This window comes from Paracoccus sp. MBLB3053 (genome assembly GCF_031822435.1).
Lineage (GTDB): Bacteria > Pseudomonadota > Alphaproteobacteria > Rhodobacterales > Rhodobacteraceae > Paracoccus > Paracoccus aurantius.
In genome coordinates this window covers 373,822-391,270 of the sequence record NZ_JAVQLW010000002.1, presented here as the reverse complement: position 1 = coordinate 391,270, position 17,449 = coordinate 373,822, and the positions used below count along the sequence as shown (strand labels likewise).

The following is a 17,449-nucleotide window of genomic DNA, read 5'->3' as shown; positions in this document are numbered from 1 at the left end:
AATTTTGAATTGCGGCTTCGATGTCGAAACAGCTAGCATCAAACCGACATATCTGTTTCCGGCTACGATGGTCACCCCATTCCTGCCGGTCAGCCCCCGATGCGAGGAACTGGGTGAAGACTGATCGGACGAGGCCCCCGGATTCGGCCGCAGAAAATGGACCGAAGGTGCGTCGATGCCGCTGATCGTCATGCTGTCATGGCCCGCCATCGTCGCATTCATGTTCTCTCGCATGGATCGCCAGACAGCGCTGGTCTGGGCGCTGCTTGCCGGATACCTTTTCCTGCCGCCCGCATTTGTCATCGACCTGCCTGCCGTGCCGGGGGTGAACAAGCACATGATGGCCGCGCTTGCCGCGGGCTTCATGGTGTTCATGACGCGTGACAACTTGGCGCCGAAGGCTGGTCCGCCTGCCATGGGGTGGATGATCACGGCGCTGATCATGGTGAACCTGATCGCGCCTGTGTTCACGGCCGCGACCAATGGCGATCCGCTGATCGAGGGGCAGACCTACAGACCCGGGCTGTCCATTTCCTTCACGATCGCCGAAACGATTCGCGTTTGTTGCGAGATCCTGCCCTTCATCCTTGGTTTTGCATTGCTCTGGGACGCCAGGGGGCTCAGGGTGCTCATGCGCACGATGGTGCTGGGGCTGTTGATCTATTCCTTTTTCATGCTGGTCGAGGTTCGACTGAGCCCGCAGATGAATGTCTGGATCTATGGATATTTCCAGCACGATTTCATGCAAACGGTCAGATATGGCGGTTTTCGACCGATCGTCTTTCTCGAGCATCCCCTATGGGTCGCTTCGCTGACGGTGCTGTCTGTCATGGCTGCGGGCGTGATCGCGCGCGAGAAGCCTGACACCCGAAACATATCCATCACCCTCTACCTTATCGTGATGCTTCTGCTGTGCAGATCGGCCGGCGTGCTGATACAAGCTCTGGTTACGCTTCCCCTGCTGATCCTTGTGAAGCCAGCGACCATCACAAGGGTCGCGCTGATCATAGCGGTCGCATCCTTCCTTTATCCCGTTCTGCGCAGCGCGTCCCTGTTTCCGCTCGAGGGGATCGTCGAACTCGCCAATTCGATCTCGCCAGAGCGCGGCCATTCTCTTGAGTTCCGGTTTGTCAACGAAGAGCAGTTGCTGCAACGCGCAATGGAGCGGCCGTATTTCGGCTGGGGCGGCGAAGCCAGATCGCTTTTTCTTGATCCCGATAGCGGCGAGCTGGCGGTTATTCCGGATGGCCTGTGGGTGATCTGGATGGGAGCATATGGGATCTTCGGATATTCGGCACATTTCCTGCTGCTGCTGATGCCGATCGTCGTGCTTGGTGGCGCGCTGCGGAAGCGGCGTGACGCCCTGCCGCCCGAGGCGCTGCTTCTGAGCGCGCTTGCCATGATGCTTGCGGTGAACCTTCTCGATCTCATTCCCAACGCGACGATCACCCCGCTCACCTATCTCTTTGCGGGTGCGGTGCTGGGCAATGCCAGAAGACTGGCCAGTGAAACGGGCACTCAGCAGGTCGAGACACCGGGCCGGGCGACCCCGGTTCATGCGGGGCTGCCCACGATCCTTTGATATGCTCGTGACGGCGGGTCATTCTGCGGAAGGCGCTGGCACTTCGTGCCGTTTCCATGCAAGTGTCCGTAGCTGATCGCCCTGCCTTCGTGGCACGGGTAAAACCGCCATCCGGCAAGGAGGAAGCATTGCAAAGCCAGTATAGGCCGCCGTCATGGCCGATCGACGGTGGTATCGCCGGGGAGTTGATCCGGCAGTTCGACTGGTCACGCACTTCGCTCGGTCCGCTGGAGCATTGGCCCAGTACTCTGCGCACCATGGTCAATTCCATGGTGAATTCGCCCATTCCGCAAGTCCTGATGTGGGGCAGTGACAATGTCATGCTCTACAATGACGGCTATATCGAGATCGCCGGCAGCTATCATCCGCGCGCGCTTGGCGGCACTGTCAGCGGCATCTGGCCCGAAATCTGGGACTGGAACCGACGTATCCTTGAAGAAGGCTTTCAGGGGAAGGTCCAGTCCTTCACGGAACAGACCCTGACGCTGCATCGCCACGGCAAGCCCGAAGATGTGATCTTCGATCTCTACTATACACCTGTCTACAGCGATGATGGCAGGCAGGTTGAAGGCGTGCTTTGCACGGTGCTCGAGATTACCGAGGCGGTCGAGGCGCGCGCGGAGCTGGCGGCCAGCCGAAGCGAAATGAGTTCGTTGACCGACGCCTTGCCCATTCTGGTCGGCTTCATGGATTGCGACCTGATCTTCCGGCTCGCCAATGGCCGCTACCTCGATGTCTTCGGAGTGCCGCCCGAGCAGGTGATCGGCCGCCACAAGCGCGAGATCGTGGGCGAGGCATATTTCGCCTCGCGCGAGCCGTCCTTGCAGCGGGCATTGGCCGGCGAAACGGTGATCGGCGATGCGCCCGTGACCTTGCCCGACGGAACCGTGCACACCTTTGAAGTGCGCTACATTCCCCGCCGTGATCCCAAGGGACAGGTCGTGGGACTTTATGTCCTTATGGTCGATGTCGAGGACCGAAAACGCGCGGCCGAGGACCTGCGGCGGAGCAACCAGCGTTTCGCGGCTGCGGTCGAGGCGATCCATGGCGTGCTCTGGACCAATTCGCCCGATGGCCGGATGGAGGGCGAGCAGGCCGGATGGGCATCGCTGACCGGTCAGAGCTATGAAGAATATCAGGGCTACGGCTGGGCCAGCGCGGTTCATCCGGACGATCAGATCGGGTCGGTTGAATCCTGGCAGCGCGCAGTTGAGACAAAGTCGACCTATACATGGGAACATCGGGTTCGCAGCCGGGATGGAAGCTGGCGGAATTTCGCGATCCGGGCCATTCCGACCCTTGATCAGGACGGCAGCATTCGCGAATGGGTCGGTGTCCATACCGATATAACCGAACAGCGCGCCGCCGAGGCCCAACTCGTCGAACGCGCGATCGATCTGGAGCGGCAGGTCCGTCACCGCAAATGTGCCGAACAGCAATTGCGCGAATTGAACGAGGGGCTCGAGGCGCGGGTCGAAGCCGAAATCGCCGAGCGCCGCAAGGCAGAGCGGACCTTGCAACAGGCCCAGAAGATGGATGCGATCGGTCAGCTGACCGGCGGCGTAGCCCATGATTTCAACAATTTGCTTCAGGTTGTTTCAGGAAACCTGCAGCTGCTGGCCCGCGATGTGGCTGGCAATCCCGGAGCCGAGCAGAAGGTCGCGAACGCTCTTTCCGGTGTCCAGCGAGGTGCCAAGCTTGCCAGTCAGTTGCTCGCCTTCGGTCGCCGCCAGGCGCTGGAGCCGCGCGTCATCCATGTCGGCAAGCTTGTGACCGGGATGGATGACATGCTGCGCCGGACGATCGGCGAGGCGGTCGAGGTCGAGGTGGCGGTCAGCAGGGGGCTTTGGAATACCTGCGTCGATCCGGGACAGGTCGAGAACGTATTGCTCAATCTTGCGATCAATGCGCGCGATGCCATGGACGGGAACGGCCGGCTCACGATCGAAGTCGGGAATGCCACGCTCGACAAGGTCTATGGAACCGCCAATCCCGAAGTCGTGCCCGGTGAATATGTGATGCTTGCCGTCAGCGATACCGGTGTCGGGATGACGCCGGATATTCTTGACAAGGTATTCGAGCCGTTTTTCTCGACCAAGCCCGAGAGCCGGGGCACGGGCCTTGGGCTTTCAATGGTCTATGGCTTCGTCAAGCAATCCAGCGGCCATGTCTCGATCTATAGCGAGCCGGGCATTGGAACGACCGTCAAGGTCTTCCTGCCCCGTTCGCTTGGCGAAGAGGATCACGATCCGCAGCCCCGCACAGGCCCGGTCCTTGGTGGCACCGAGACCATTCTCGTGGTCGAGGATGATGAGGCCGTCCGCGATACGGTGGTCCAGCTTCTGACCGAACTCGGCTATCACGTCCTGACTGCCAAGGACCCACAGGCCGGGCTCAGCGTGGTCGAAAGCGGCGTCCCGATCGACGTGCTTTTCACGGATGTCGTCATGCCGGGGCCGCTCACCAGCCGCGAGATGGCGCGCCGGTCGCAAAGCCTGATCCCCGGGCTCGCCGTGCTTTTCACGTCGGGCTATACCGAGAATTCGATCGTGCATGGAGGCCGGCTGGATGAAGGGGTCGAGTTGCTTTCGAAACCCTATTCCCATGAAGCGCTCGCAAGACGGCTGCGCCATGTGATCGCCAATGCGCGCCAGGCGGCGCAGGCATCTGGTGCGCCCCGGCCGGGGCCGACCGCCGCGATGGCCGAAGCCGGGACCGATGACGAACAAAGCGGCCCTGCCCCGCTTCGGATCCTGTTGGTCGAGGACAACTTCCTGATCTGCGCCGATACCGCCATGCTGATCGAGGATATGGGTCACAAGGTGCGCCAGGCCAATTCCGCGAAACAGGCGCTGACAGCCTTCGAGGAGGAAGGTTTCGATCTTCTCCTGACCGATCTTGGCTTGCCGGATCTTTCCGGTGATGAGCTGGCGCGCCAGGTTCTCGAAAAGCATCCCCGTCTTGCGATCGTCTATCCGACCGGCGAAGGCAGCCTGCCCGTCGGCAGCCCCGCCCGCGCCGTCCTGCTGGTCAAGCCCTATTCCGAGAACGAGATCCGCGAGGCGATCGACCAGGCGATGGCCGCCGCTCGGGCCTGACGGATCAGGCTATGTCCGGGGGGAAGCGCCCGCGCGCGTTGCGTGACGGTGGCGGGGCCGCCCTGGCCCGGCCTAGCCGCCCGTGATCCGGCGTTCGGCGCGGGCGATGAGGTCAATCCCGGCGGGAATGGCGGCTGCGTCGATCGAGGCGTAGCCGAGGCGGAACAGCGGACAGGGCTGCGGCGGACGTTCGAAGAACACCTCTCCGGGTTCGATCAGCACGCTTTCGTCGCGCAGCTCCGAGGCGAGCCGTGCGCTGTCGCAGCCATTGGTGCTGCGGACCCAAAGGCTCGAACCGCCCGATGCCGCCGCCCCCTCGATCCTGAGATCCGTCCCGGCCAACGCGTCCTCCAGCACCTGACGACGGCGTTTGAGCGCGGCGCGCAGCTTTTCGATATGCGCGTCGTAATGACCCAATGCCAGGAAATAGGCGGTGATGCGTTGCAGATGCCCGGGAGGATGACGCAGCATGATCGCCCGCAGCGCGCGCGCCTTGGCGATCATCGGCGCGGGCGCGACTAGATAGCCGATGCGCAGTCCGGGAAAGAGCGATTTCGAAAAGCTGCCGATATAGATCACCCGCCCCGAGCGATCGAGCGACTTCAGCGCCGGTTCGGGCGGCGCGAGATAGGACATCTCGAAATCGTAATCGTCCTCGATGACGAGAAAATCCTGCTCGATCGCACGGCGCAGCAGTTCATGCCTTCGAGCCAGCGGCATGGTCGCCCCGGTCGGGATGTGATGGCTGGGCGTGGCGATGACCAGTCGCGTGCTTTCGGGCAGAAGCGCGGGCACCAGCCCCTTGTCATCGACCGGAAGAAAGCTTGTCGGGCTTTTCGCGCGCCGCAGCGTCTCGGCGAAGTCGGGATAGCCCGGCTCTTCGGTCACCGCGAGCCGGTCGGCGCGGGCGAGCAGTTCGATGGCGAGAAACAGCGCGTTCTGCGCGCCCATGGTCACCAGCACCTCATCCGGGCCGGCCTCGATGCCGCGTCGGGGCAGCGTGTTCGAACAGATGTAATCGACCAGCAGCGGATCATCCGCGCCATATCTGTCGGCCGCCAGTTCCGCGAAATCGCGCGTTCCCAATGCCCGACGGGCACAGTCGCGCCATGCGTTGTGATCGAAGAGCCGGGGATCGGCCTGACCGTAGATGAAGGGAAAGCGAAAATCGCGCCAGTTCGATGGCTTGCGGATCACCCGCTGCGGCTGGACCTGCCCGCTGAGCCAGGCGCCCCAATCCGGCTCGCGCCCGCCATCAGGCCCGGCCGAAGCGGGGCGCAGGTCGAAGTTCGGCGCATTTTCCGCGACGGCCACGCCCGAGCGGGGCAGCGTCTCGAGATAGCCTTGCGCGACGAGGTCCTGATAGACCAGCGTCACCGTCATGCGCGAAATCTTCAGCGCCTCGGCAAGCCCCCGGCTTGACGGCAACCGGAAGCCCGGTCGCGCGCGCGTGTCGTTGATCGCGCGCAGGATCGCCGCAGCCAGACGCCCCTGCAGGGACAGCGCATCCCCCTGGCGCAGGATGATCATCTCGGGGGGGATACGGTTGCGCATCTGGACCTATATTCGGCTTGAACTGGACATATCCTCGGGCACGCCGCAGCGCAATATTTCTGTCATCAAGCGAACGCGATCAACGCGTCGCACTCAACGACAGGGAAATGAACATGAACATGATGACGCGATTTCTGACCGGTGCCGCGACCGTGCTGGCCCTGTCGCTGCCAGCACATGCCGCCGAGTATCGCATTGCCGTCGGCGATGGCGCGGGCGGCACCCAGGAAGCGCTTGGCAAGGCCTTCGTGGCCGCGCTTGAAGAGAAATCCGGCGGCAACATGACCGGCAAGCTGTTCCTGAACGGCCAGCTTGGCGACGAACAGGATACCGTGACCGCGGCGGCGACGGGCACGCTGGATTTCTCGATCCTTGCGATCAACAACATCACCCCGTTCTCGCCCTCGGTCGGCACGATGACGCTGCCCTATGTGATCCTGAGCCTTGAAGATGCCGAGAAGCTGACGCAGGGCGACATCGGCCAGCAGATGATCGACCAGACGATCGAGGATGCGGGCGTGCGCATCATCGGCTGGGCCTATTCCGGCTTCCGCGTGCTGACGAATTCGAAAAAGCCGGTTTCGACCGTCGCCGATCTCAAGGACCTGGTCGTCCGGGTGCCCAAGAACGAGATCATGATCGAAACCTACAAGTCCTGGGGCATCAACCCGACCCCGATGGCCTGGGGCGAAACTTTTGCGGCGCTGCAACAGAAGGTCGTCGACGGGCAGGACAACCCCTACATGACGATCTATGCCATGAAGTTCGACGAGGTGCAGAAGCACATCACGAACCTGCGCTACATCTTCTCGATCGAGCCGCTGATCGTGTCGGAAAGCCTTTTCCAGTCGCTTTCGCCCGAAGAACAGCAGCAGGTGCTGGATGCGGGCAAGGAAGCCACCGCCTTCAGCGCGGAGTTCCTGCGCGGAGAGGAAGCGAAGATCCGCGACGAGCTGGTCGCGCGCGGCATGGACATCACCGAGCCCGCCGAGGGCGAGAAGGAATTCATCGAACTTGCCACCAACGCGGTCTGGCCCAAGTTCTATGACCAGATCGGCGGCAAGGACGTCCTGAACAACGTGCTGACCTCGCTGGGTCGCGACCCGGTGCAATAAGCCTGACGACGGGCGCGCGGGCCGTCCGCGCGTCCCGCTCTGCGCCTGTTCCCCCCCCCTCCTCGTCTCCCCTCATCCCGAGGCTGGTCATGTCTGCATTCTGGCAACATCTCGACAAGCTCGAAAGCTACATCTGCCGCGTCCTTCTGGCGATCTTCGTGACCCTGCTTTTCGTCCAGATCGTCGCACGGCAAATCTTTGGCTTCTCGATCACCTGGATCGAAGAACTCTCGGTCATCCTTTTCGTCTGGTTCGCGTATTTCGGCGCCTCCTATGCGGCGCGCATGGCGGCCCATAACCGCGTCTCGTTCCACCTGAACGCATTGCCGCGCCGCATGGCCCGCGCGATCGAGGCGATCGGCGACCTGTTCTGGATCGGCTTCAACATCGTCTTCATCTGGCAGGCCTCGGTCTTCATCGGCCGGCTCAAACCCTTCGTGAAGGCCCAGACGCTGGGCTGGGAAATGCGCTGGGTCTACATGGTCCTGCCGATCGCCTTCACGCTGATGACGATCCGCATCATCCAGGTGAACTATCTCAAGCTGGTCTGCGGCATTGATCCGCGCGATCCCGACAAGGTCGAGGTCGAGCAGATGATCGAGCTGGCCGAGGACGATGGAACCCATCGCCAGATGCGGGGACAGGTACAATGAACGCCCATCTCATCGAAATTCTCTTCGGCTCCTTCTTCGGCCTTCTGCTGCTGGGCGCACCGATCACCGTCGGGCTGGGCGTGGCCGCACTTGCCGCGATGTTCTACCTTGGCGACAACCCGATCAAGATGGTGCAGATGGCCTGGTCTTCGGTCGGGTCCTTCCCGCTGATGGCGCTGCCCTCGTTCATTCTGGCGGGTGCATTGATGGAGGCCGCGGGCCTGTCGCGGCGCCTCATCAACGTGGCCGAAAGCCTGGCCGGGCCATTCACCGGCGGCCTTTCCGCCGCGACGATCGTGGCCTGCCTGTTCTTCGGCGCGATCTCGGGCTCGGGCCCGGCGACCACCGCCGCCGTGGGCATGCTGATGATCCCCGCGATGGCGCGGGCAGGCTACGGCAAGGGCTATGCCGCCTCGGTCACCGCCGCGTCGGGCGGGTTGGGGATCATCATTCCGCCCTCGATCCCGATGGTCATCTTCGGCATCTCGGCGATGGGCATGATGCCCCCGCCCGAGGCGGTCGAGACCTATGGCCAGTTCCAGTCGGTGTCGATCTCGAAGCTCTTTATCGCAGGCTTCCTGCCCGGCGTCGTGATGGCGACCTGCCTGCTGACCATGAACTACATCCGCTGCCGGATGCGGGGTTTCTACGGCTCGGCCGAGCCGCTGTCGCTGAGCAAGTTCGTGAAGGCCTGCTATCACGGGTTCTGGGCACTCCTGGCCCCCCTCGTCATCCTTGGCGGGATCTATGCCGGGCTTTTCACCCCGACCGAAGCCGCGATCGTCGCGATCTTCTACACGCTTTTCGTCGGCGCGGTGATCTATCGCGAGCTCGACCTTGGCGAAATCGTCAAGGCGCTGGAGGCGACGACCTGGCTTTCGGGCCGCGTGCTTCTGGTCTTGTTCACCGCCACAATCTTTGGCCGCATCCTGGTCGAAAACGACATTCCCAGCGTGATTGCCGGGGGCGTGCTGAACCTGACCACCAATATCTACGCGATCTGGGCCATGGTCATCATGCTGCTGCTGATCGTCGGCATGTTCATGGAAACGCTTGCCGCGATCATGATCCTTGTGCCGGTGATGCTGCCGGTGGCCTACATGGTCGGCATCGACCCGGTCCATTTCGGCATCGTGATGATCTGCACGCTTTCCGTGGGCTTCCAGACCCCGCCGCTGGGCGAGAACCTCTTCATCGCCTCGGGCATCTCGGGCGTCTCGATCGAACGGATCAGCCTGCGCGCGATGCCCTTCGCGCTGGCCTCGACGATCGCGATCTTCGTCATCGCCTGCTTCCCGCAAATCGCCCTGTGGCTGCCCCGCATCATGGGCTATTGAGAAAGGAAACCATCCATGTCCGCAACGCTGACCGCCGCTGATCTGAAGGCCACGTTCGATGCCTTCAACCGCCATGATATCGCAGGCGTGATGACCCATTTCGCGGATGACTGCGTGTTCTACACCGTCGCCGGGGACCACGAATTCGGCAACAGGATCCAAGGCAGGGAGGCCATCGCCCGCGCATTCGAAGGCGTCTGGACCGCGATGCCCGATGTCCAATGGGCCGAGCACAGCCATTTCCTGTCCGAGGACGGCACGCGCGGCGTCTCGCAATGGACGTTTCGCGCCACCAATCCGGACGGTTCCCGCATCGAAGTGCAGGGGGCCGACCTCTTCCGCATCCAAAATGGCCAGATCGTCGAGAAACAGGCCATCCGCAAGCAACGTCCGGCCATTCCGGTGAAGTGAGACTTACGCAAATGCAGGTGATTGCACGACGTGCGGGTTCGGTTGCCTTCGACCCGCTCTATGACCCCATGCATGCCCGCGCCCTGGGTCCGCGCAGCGATTATGCGCCGACCTACTGGATCGGGACGGCGGGCCCCGCGCCACGGGATGACGGCCCCGTCTCGGCCGACATGGATGTGGACGTGGCCGTGATCGGCTCGGGCTATACCGGGCTGTCCTGTGCCATCCATCTTGCCAAGATGCACGGCATCAAGGCGACGGTGCTGGAAGCGAACGGGGTGGCCTATGGCTGCTCGACACGGAACGGCGGGCAGGCGCAGATCAGCGCCGGGCGGCTGAAACGCAGCCAGTGGATCGAGCGCTGGGGGCTTGATGTGGCCCGCGGGCTGCACCACGAGATGGTCGAGGCCTTCGAGCTGTTCCGCGGCCTGATCCGCGACCATGCGATCGATTGCCAGCCGCAGGACGGCGGGCATTACTATATCGCGCACAAGCCGGGGCTGCTCGCGGCACTTGAAAAGGAAACCCGGCTTCTGAACGACAGCTTCGGCTATGGCGCACGCATGCTGACCCGCGAAGAGGTGGTCGAAACCGTCGCCCGAGACCACGAGGCCCAGGGCGCGATGTGGGAGCCGGACGGCACCGGCATTCATGCGGCAAGGCTCGCCTTCGGCTACCTGCGCGTCGCGCGGGAACTGGGTGCGACGGTTCATCCCGACAGCCCGGTCCAGGGCTGGGACTACAAGGGCGGCATCCACCACCTGCGCACGCCCGGTGGCACCGTCCGCGCCCGCCGCGTCGCGGTGGCGACCGCGGCCTATGCGCCGCGGGGCCTGCATCCGCGCCTGCGCGACCGGGTCATGCCGATCATGTCGAACAGCGTCGTCACGCGCGTGCTTTCGCCTGCCGAACTGGACGCGATCGGCATCCGCAAGCTTTCGCCCCTGACCGACACGCGAACCCTGCGCCACTACTATCGGCTCTTGCCCGACAACCGGCTGCAGATCGGCTCGCGGGCCGCGATTACCGGTCGTGATGCCGCCAATCCGGCGCATCTGGCCGGGCTGCGTGAGGGCATGGGGCGCAAGTTCCCCGCGCTTCGCGGAATCGAACTCGATTACAGCTGGTGGGGTTGGGTCGATGTCAGCCATGACATGATGCCGCGCATCACCGGCCTGCCCGATCTTCCCGGCGCTTTCTACGCCATGGGTTACGGCGGCAATGGCGTGATGTATTCCGCCATGGCAGGCCGTCGCATGGCCCAGCTTGTGGCGGGCGAAAGCCTGCCCGGCCTGCCGATCTTCAATTCCGAACTCCCCCACGAAGGCTGGAGGACGCCGTTCCGCCGTCTCGGCCAGTGGGGCCTCTATCACCTGTATCACTACCGCGACGAGCGGGCATAAGGGAGCCAATGCCATGAAAATGACCACCGAAGAGGCTTTTGTCAAAGTTCTGCAATTGCACGGGATCGAGCATGCGTTTGGGATCATCGGCTCGGCGATGATGCCGGTTTCGGACCTTTTCCCGAAGGCGGGGATCACGTTCTGGGATTGCGCGCATGAGACGAATGCCGGGCTGATGGCCGACGGGTTCACGCGCTCGACCGGCAAGATGTCGATGGCGATCGCGCAGAACGGGCCGGGCGTCACCGGCTTCGTCACGCCGGTGAAGACCGCCTATTGGAACCACACGCCGCTTTTGCTGATCACGCCGCAGGCCGCGAACAAGACGATCGGCCAGGGCGGCTTCCAGGAGATGGAGCAGATGCGGCTATTCGCCGATTGCGTCTGCTACCAGGAAGAGGTCCGCGACGCTTCGCGCATCCCCGAGGTGCTGAACCGCGTCATCATGCAGGCCTGGCGCAACTCGGCGCCGGCGCAGATGAACATCCCGCGCGACATGTGGACCCAGGTCATCGACGTGGACCTGCCGCAGGTCGTGGCCTTCGAGCGCCCCTCGGGCGGGGAAAAGGCCGTGGCCGAGGCCGCGAAGCTGCTGTCGGAAGCCGAATTCCCGGTCATCCTGTCGGGCGCGGGCGTGGTCCTTTCGGGCGCGATCCCGGATCTCGTGAAGCTGGCCGAGCGGCTGGATGCCCCGGTCTGCTCGAACTACCAGCATAATGACAGCTTCCCCGGCTCGCATCCGCTGGCCATGGGCCCCTTGGGCTATAACGGCTCGAAAGCCGGGATGGAGATCATCCAGAAGGCCGATGTCGTGCTGGCGCTGGGGACGCGTCTGAACCCCTTCTCGACCCTGCCGGGCTACGGCATCGACTATTGGCCCAAGGACGCCAGGATCATCCAGGTCGACATCAATGCCGACCGCATCGGGCTGACGAAGAAGGTCACCGTGGGCATCCAGGGCGACGCGGCCAAGGTCGCGCGCGGCATCCTGGGCCAGCTTTCGGACGTGGCGGGCGATGCCGGCCGCGCTGATCGCAAGGCCCTGGTCGCGCAGACGAAATCCCGCTGGGCGCAGGAGCTTTCGAGCCTCGATCACGAGGATGACGATCCCGGCACCGAATGGAACTCGGGCGCGCGCGACCGCGAAGCCGACCTGATGAGCCCGCGCCAGGCCTGGCGCGCGATCATGCAGGCGGTGCCGAAGGACGCGATCGTTTCCAGCGACATCGGCAACAATTGCGCCATCGGCAATGCCTATCCGAGCTTCGAGGCGGGGCGGAAATACCTTGCGCCGGGCCTCTTCGGCCCCTGCGGCTACGGCTTCCCGGCGATCCTCGGCGCCAAGATCGGCAACCCCGACACGCCGGTGATCGGCTTCGCGGGCGACGGCGCCTTCGGGATTTCCATGAACGAGATGACCGCCTGCGGGCGCGAGGACTGGCCCGCGATCACCATGGTGATCTTCCGCAACTACCAATGGGGCGCGGAAAAGCGCAACACGACCTTGTGGTATGACAACAACTTCGTCGGCACCGAGCTTGACCGCGGCACCACCTATGCCGGGATCGCCCAGGCCTGCGGGGCGCATGGCGTGCAGGTGCGCGGGGCCGAGGAACTGACCCAAGCCCTGCACGAGGCCGTCGAGCGCCAGATGAAGCACCGCGAGACCACCTTCATCGAGGTCGTGCTGAACCAGGAACTGGGCGAGCCCTTCCGCCGCGACGCGATGAAGAAGCCGGTCGTGGTCGCGGGGATCGATCCGGCCGACATGCGGCCCCAGGTCGCCATGGCCTGAGGCAGGAGGCGGTCCCGGGGCCAGTTTCCGGGGCCGGTTTCCGGGGCCGGTTCGGGGTCCCATCTTCGGGGCTCCTGTCCGGCCTTCATGTTCGGCCTTCATGTTCGGGCTCCTGCCTTGGGGCGATCCCCGCAGCCTCTTTCCCGGCGGATGCCCCGGCGGAATGTCCGGGCGGATGTCTGGGCGGAATGTCCGGGCGGAATGTCCGGGCGGAATGTCCGGGCGGGGGGCTGCAGATCCCCGGAACGGCAGCCGGCACTGGACCCGGCATGACCGCAAGGACGACCCGAACGCCCGCAAGCTGAACCCGAGACTGAACCCGAGACTGAACCCCAGATAGACTGGCCCCCAGACTGAACCCGAGACTGAACCCCGAGACTGCCCGCCGCCTGTGTCCACCGCCTGTGTCCACCGCCTGTTTCCACCGCTTGCCCCCGCCGACCGTTTCCGCCGATTGTTGCCGCCCCCATCCGGCCCGGTGGAAGACCACCCGAAGGAGAGACCATGCCCCCCTCCAGCCCGGCCTCGCGCCCCTCGCGCCCCTCGCGCTCCTCGCGTCCCTCGTGCCCCTCGTGCCACGACCCCGAGAGCTTGCAGGATGCGCGGCCCGATCCGGGCGGGGCGTCCCCCCCCAGCAATCATTCGGGCAATCATTCGGGCGATCATCCGGGCAATCATTCGGGCGCCCTCGCCGGGGGCCGTCCCGAGGGCCGTCCCGAGGGCCGTCCCGAGGGGGATGCGCCCACCCCCACCTCCTCTGGCGCCTCCTCTGGCTCCCTCTCTGGCGCCCCTTTCGCGGCCCGTTCCGGCCCGCTCGGCCGGCTCCTGGGCGGGCTCGGCCCGGCTCAGGTCTTTCCCGGCCTGGCCGTCTCGGTCCTGGTCGCGGCGACGGCGCAGTTCCTGTCCGAACATTACGGCGCCCCCGCCATGCTGATGGCGCTGCTTCTCGGGCTCGCGCTGAACTTCCTGGCCGATGAGGGCAGCAAGACCGCCCCCGGCATCGGCTTCACCGCCCGCACCGTCCTGCGGCTGGGGGTCGCGCTGCTTGGCGCGCGGATCTCGGCGGGGATGCTCGTCGGGCTGGGCGGGGCCGCGATCGGGCTGGTCATCGCGGGCGTGGTGCTGACCATCCTCTTTGCGCTGCTGGTCACGCGCCTCATCGGCCGCGACTGGCGCTTTGCCCTGCTGACCGGCGGCGCGGTCGCGATCTGCGGCGCCTCGGCCGCCATGGCCATCGCCGCCGTCCTGCCCCGGCACGAGAAATCCGAACGCGATCTCGTCTTCACCGTGCTTTCCGTCACCGTGCTTTCGACCGTGGCCATGGTGCTCTATCCCATGCTCGCCCAGGTCTTCGGCTTTGACGCGCGCGACAGCGGGGTCTTTCTCGGCGGCACGATCCATGACGTGGCCCAGGTCGTCGGCGCCGGCTTCTCGATCGGGCCCGAGGCCGGCGAGACCGCGACGCTGGTCAAGCTGATCCGGGTCTCGATGCTGGCCCCGGTGGTGCTGTGCTTCTCGCTGGTGATCCGCGCGCGCGGCCTTGCCGATCCGGCCTCTGGCAAGCGCCCGCCCCTGCTGCCGGGCTTCGTGCTGGGCTTTCTCGCGCTGGCGGCGGTGAACTCGGCCGGGCTGCTGCCGCCCTGGCTCAGCGAGCTCGCGGGCCTGCTCAGCCGCTGGGCCCTGCTCGTCGCGATCGCCGCCGTCGGCATCAAGACCTCGCTCAGGCGCATGATCGAGGTCGGCCCCGGCGCCATCGCGCTCCTCGTCGCCGAGACCGCCTTCCTCGGCATCTTCGTCGTCGCGGGCCTGCATGCCCTTGGCTGAGGCCCCCTTCTTGGCCCCCTTCTCTGCCCGCGCCGGTGGAGAGGCCGGTGGAGAGGCCGGTGGGCATGCCGGTGTACAGGCCGGTGTACGCCCTGTGTACGCGCGCTGTACGCCGGTCCGACGCGGGTCACAGCCAAAACCCCAGCAATTGCTGGGCCAGGACCCCCTTCCACCCGGCCCGTTGCCGCCCCACCCCCGTCCCGCAACGCGCGCAGCCGTTGCCACCCCCGGAAAGAGCCCGCCATGAAGCCTCTCGAGCTGATCTATCGCACAGCCCGCGCGCAGCCGCGCCACATCATCCTGCCCGAGGGCCGCGACCCCCGCGTGGCCGAGGCCGCCGCCCGGCTGGTCGCCGAGGGGCTGGCCCGCGTCACCCTGATGGATGGCCCGGACCTGCCCGGCGTGACCGCGCTCAGCGCCGCCGAGGCCCCCGATCTGGTCGAGCTGTCGCGCCATTGGCACGCCCTGCGCGCCGCGCGCGGCATGACCGCCGAACAGGCGCTCGAGGACATGCGCGACCCGATCCGCCAGGCCGCGATGCGGGTCCGGCTGGGCCAGGCCGACGGCACGCTGGGCGGCGCGGTCGCGACCACTGCCGACACCGTCCGCGCCGCGCTGCAGATCATCGGAAAGGCCCCGGATGCGGGCATCGTATCGAGCTTTTTCCTCATGCTTTCATGTGGTTCGACCTCCAGCTTCAAGGGCGGGATGATCTTTGCCGATTGCGGCCTGGTGATCGAACCGAACGCCGCCGAGCTTGCCGCCATTGCGCTTTCCGCCGCGCGCTCCTGCCGCCAGGTCCTGCGCGAAACCCCGCGCGTGGCGCTGCTTTCCTTCTCGACCGCAGGCTCGGCCGAGCATCCGAGCCTTGGCCGCATCCGCGAGGCGCTGCGGCTGATCCGCGAGGCCGATCCCGCGCTCGAGGTCGATGGCGAGCTGCAATTCGACGCCGCCCTCGATGACGCCATCCGCGCGAAAAAGGCCCCGGCAAGCCGGCTCTCCGGCCGGCCCAACGTCTTCATCTTCCCCGACCTCGCCTCGGGAAATATCGGCTACAAGATCGCACAGCGCCTCGGCGGCCTCACCGCCATCGGACCCATCCTGCAAGGCCTCGCAAAGCCCGCAAACGACCTCTCGCGCGGATGCTCGACACAAGACATCGTCAACGCAGCCGCAATAACCGCAATCTGCGCACAAAAACAAAAAACCCCAACCCCCGCAGAATGAAACGTCAGGCCCGTGCCGCGACCCCGACGCCCCCGGCGGAAGCGGCGCTGAGTTGCACGAAATGCAAGGCCTGCTGGCGCACCGCTTCCGCCAGGTCCTGGCGCGCCGACAGAAGCGTGCGTTCCGCATCGAGCACCGGGAAAAAGCCCGCCTCGCCCAGTTCATAGGAGGTGCGCGCCAGCGCGACCGATTCGCTTGCATTGGCGACGAGACGGGTCTGGGCATCGACCGAACGGGCATCCCGATTGTAGCCGGCAAGGGCGTTCTCGACCTCTTCCACCGCGTTCAGCACCGCGGCCTGCCAGGCAAGGCGCGACTGTTCGGCGCGGGCCTCGGCCGCGGAAAGCTGCGCCCTGTTGGCTCCTCCGGTGAAAAGCGGAACCGAGATCTGCGGTCCGAAGCCCCATGTCTTGAGGCTGCCCCCGCCGGCCAGGTTGATCGGCGTGACCGAGCCAGTGAGCGTGAGCGAAGGGTAGAAGGCGGCCTCGGCCTCGCCCACCGCGGCGACGGCGGCGGCAAGGCTGCGCTCGGCCACCCGCACGTCGGGACGGACGCGCACGACATCGGCCGGAACGCCGACGCTGGCACGGTAGCGCGCCCGTGGCTGGCTGCCGCTTTTGCGCAGTCGTGCCGACAGGTCGGCGCCGCGTCCGGCGGTCAGGGTCGCGAGCCGGTTGACGGATTGGTCGAAGCCCATTTCAAGCGCGGGCAAGGCGGCCTCGGCCTGCGTCACGAGCTGTTCGGCCTGCAGAACCTCGACCCGCGAGACGCTGCCCAGCAGATCCTGCTCGCGGGTCAAGGACAGCGTGCGCTTGCGGCTGCTCAGGCTCTGGCGGGTCAGCGAAACCGCTTCCTGGTAATAACGCGCGTCGATATAGGCCTGCGCGATGGCGCTTGCGACTGTCAGGCGCGCGACCTCGGCCGAAAGATAGGCCGCGTCGACCTGGGCAGCGGCGCCCCGCCGGGCGGCGCGATTTGCCCCGAAGACGTCGATCAGCCACGACACGCCGAAGGTGGCAGAGCTGGTTTCGGTCAGCGTGGCGCCGCCTTCGCTGACACCACGATTTCCGGCGCCAGAAAGAGTGGCCTGGGGCAGATCGTTTGCGCCGACGAGCCGGGCATTCGCCTCGGCCTCGCGGATCACGGCGACGGCGGTCTGGACGTCGAGGTTGCGGCCAAGACCGGCCGCGATCAGGGCATCGAGCTGGCTGTCGCGAAACGCGGCCCACCAGGCGTTCGATCCGGCCCTCCGAGCCGGGGAATCTGCGGCGAAGCGTGCGGGAAGGTCCGGTTCGGGGGCGGTATAGGCGCCCGGAGAGCAGGCCGCGAGAGCCAATGTCGAGGCAAGGCCCCCCAGGATAAGGCGACGCGAAACGTTCGGAAAATCAGTCATGAGTGTCACTTCGAATGAAGGGAAGAAAGCGCGGGCAAGACCGGAGCGATCCCGCCC

The 17,449-nt window shown here is 65.3% G+C and carries 12 protein-coding genes; 10 read left to right on the top strand and 2 right to left on the bottom strand.

Annotation, left to right across the window (positions count from 1 at the left end; translation table 11 throughout):
• Positions 1-175: 175 nt before the first annotated feature.
• Together RGQ15_RS15950 and RGQ15_RS15945 are read left to right on the top strand one after the other, a co-directional pair.
• Positions 176-1,582, top strand: coding sequence for a hypothetical protein (locus RGQ15_RS15950; RefSeq protein ID WP_311161572.1), 1,407 nt, complete (start codon positions 176-178; stop codon positions 1,580-1,582).
• Between the two features lie 128 nt (positions 1,583-1,710).
• Positions 1,711-4,680: a PAS domain-containing protein gene (locus RGQ15_RS15945; protein WP_311161570.1), complete on the top strand. Its 2,970-nt coding sequence runs from the start codon at positions 1,711-1,713 to the stop codon at positions 4,678-4,680.
• 72 nt (positions 4,681-4,752) lie between these two features.
• Here RGQ15_RS15945 and pdxR read toward each other — a convergent pair whose 3' ends face one another.
• Positions 4,753-6,234, bottom strand: a complete 1,482-nt coding sequence (pdxR, locus tag RGQ15_RS15940; RefSeq protein ID WP_311161569.1) for a MocR-like pyridoxine biosynthesis transcription factor PdxR — start codon at positions 6,232-6,234, stop codon at positions 4,753-4,755.
• Positions 6,235-6,347: 113 nt separating this feature from the next.
• On the opposite strand from pdxR, the gene RGQ15_RS15935 reads away from it, so the two are divergent.
• The 8 genes from RGQ15_RS15935 (at position 6,348) to RGQ15_RS15900 (ending at position 15,999) form a co-directional block, all read left to right on the top strand.
• Positions 6,348-7,349 carry a TRAP transporter substrate-binding protein gene (locus RGQ15_RS15935; RefSeq protein WP_311161567.1) on the top strand — a complete coding sequence of 334 codons (1,002 nt, stop codon included), beginning with the start codon at positions 6,348-6,350 and terminating at the stop codon, positions 7,347-7,349.
• Between the two features lie 89 nt (positions 7,350-7,438).
• A complete protein-coding gene (locus RGQ15_RS15930; RefSeq protein ID WP_311161565.1) occupies positions 7,439-8,002 on the top strand; it encodes a TRAP transporter small permease in 564 nt (187 codons plus the stop codon).
• A complete protein-coding gene (locus RGQ15_RS15925; RefSeq protein WP_311161563.1) occupies positions 7,999-9,339 on the top strand; it encodes a TRAP transporter large permease in 1,341 nt (446 codons plus the stop codon). Before RGQ15_RS15930 ends, RGQ15_RS15925 begins: the two co-directional genes overlap by 4 nt.
• Before the next feature lie 15 nt (positions 9,340-9,354).
• Positions 9,355-9,750, top strand: a complete 396-nt coding sequence (locus RGQ15_RS15920; RefSeq protein ID WP_311161561.1) for a nuclear transport factor 2 family protein — start codon at positions 9,355-9,357, stop codon at positions 9,748-9,750.
• 11 nt (positions 9,751-9,761) lie between these two features.
• Positions 9,762-11,153 (top strand): NAD(P)/FAD-dependent oxidoreductase, encoded by a 1,392-nt coding sequence (locus RGQ15_RS15915; RefSeq protein ID WP_311161560.1) that lies wholly within the window; start codon positions 9,762-9,764, stop codon positions 11,151-11,153.
• 13 nt (positions 11,154-11,166) lie between these two features.
• Complete coding sequence (gene xsc, locus RGQ15_RS15910) at positions 11,167-12,948, top strand: sulfoacetaldehyde acetyltransferase (protein WP_311161127.1); 1,782 nt, start codon at positions 11,167-11,169, stop codon at positions 12,946-12,948.
• A gap of 825 nt (positions 12,949-13,773) precedes the next feature.
• A complete protein-coding gene (locus tag RGQ15_RS15905; protein ID WP_311161732.1) occupies positions 13,774-14,772 on the top strand; it encodes a YeiH family protein in 999 nt (332 codons plus the stop codon).
• Positions 14,773-15,015: 243 nt separating this feature from the next.
• On the top strand, positions 15,016-15,999 hold the full coding sequence (locus RGQ15_RS15900; protein ID WP_311161126.1) for a phosphate acetyltransferase: 984 nt from the start codon (positions 15,016-15,018) through the stop codon (positions 15,997-15,999).
• 4 nt (positions 16,000-16,003) lie between these two features.
• On the opposite strand, the gene RGQ15_RS15895 is transcribed toward RGQ15_RS15900, so the two are convergent.
• Positions 16,004-17,392, bottom strand: coding sequence for an efflux transporter outer membrane subunit (locus RGQ15_RS15895; protein ID WP_311161559.1), 1,389 nt, complete (start codon positions 17,390-17,392; stop codon positions 16,004-16,006).
• Positions 17,393-17,449 lie beyond the last annotated feature (57 nt).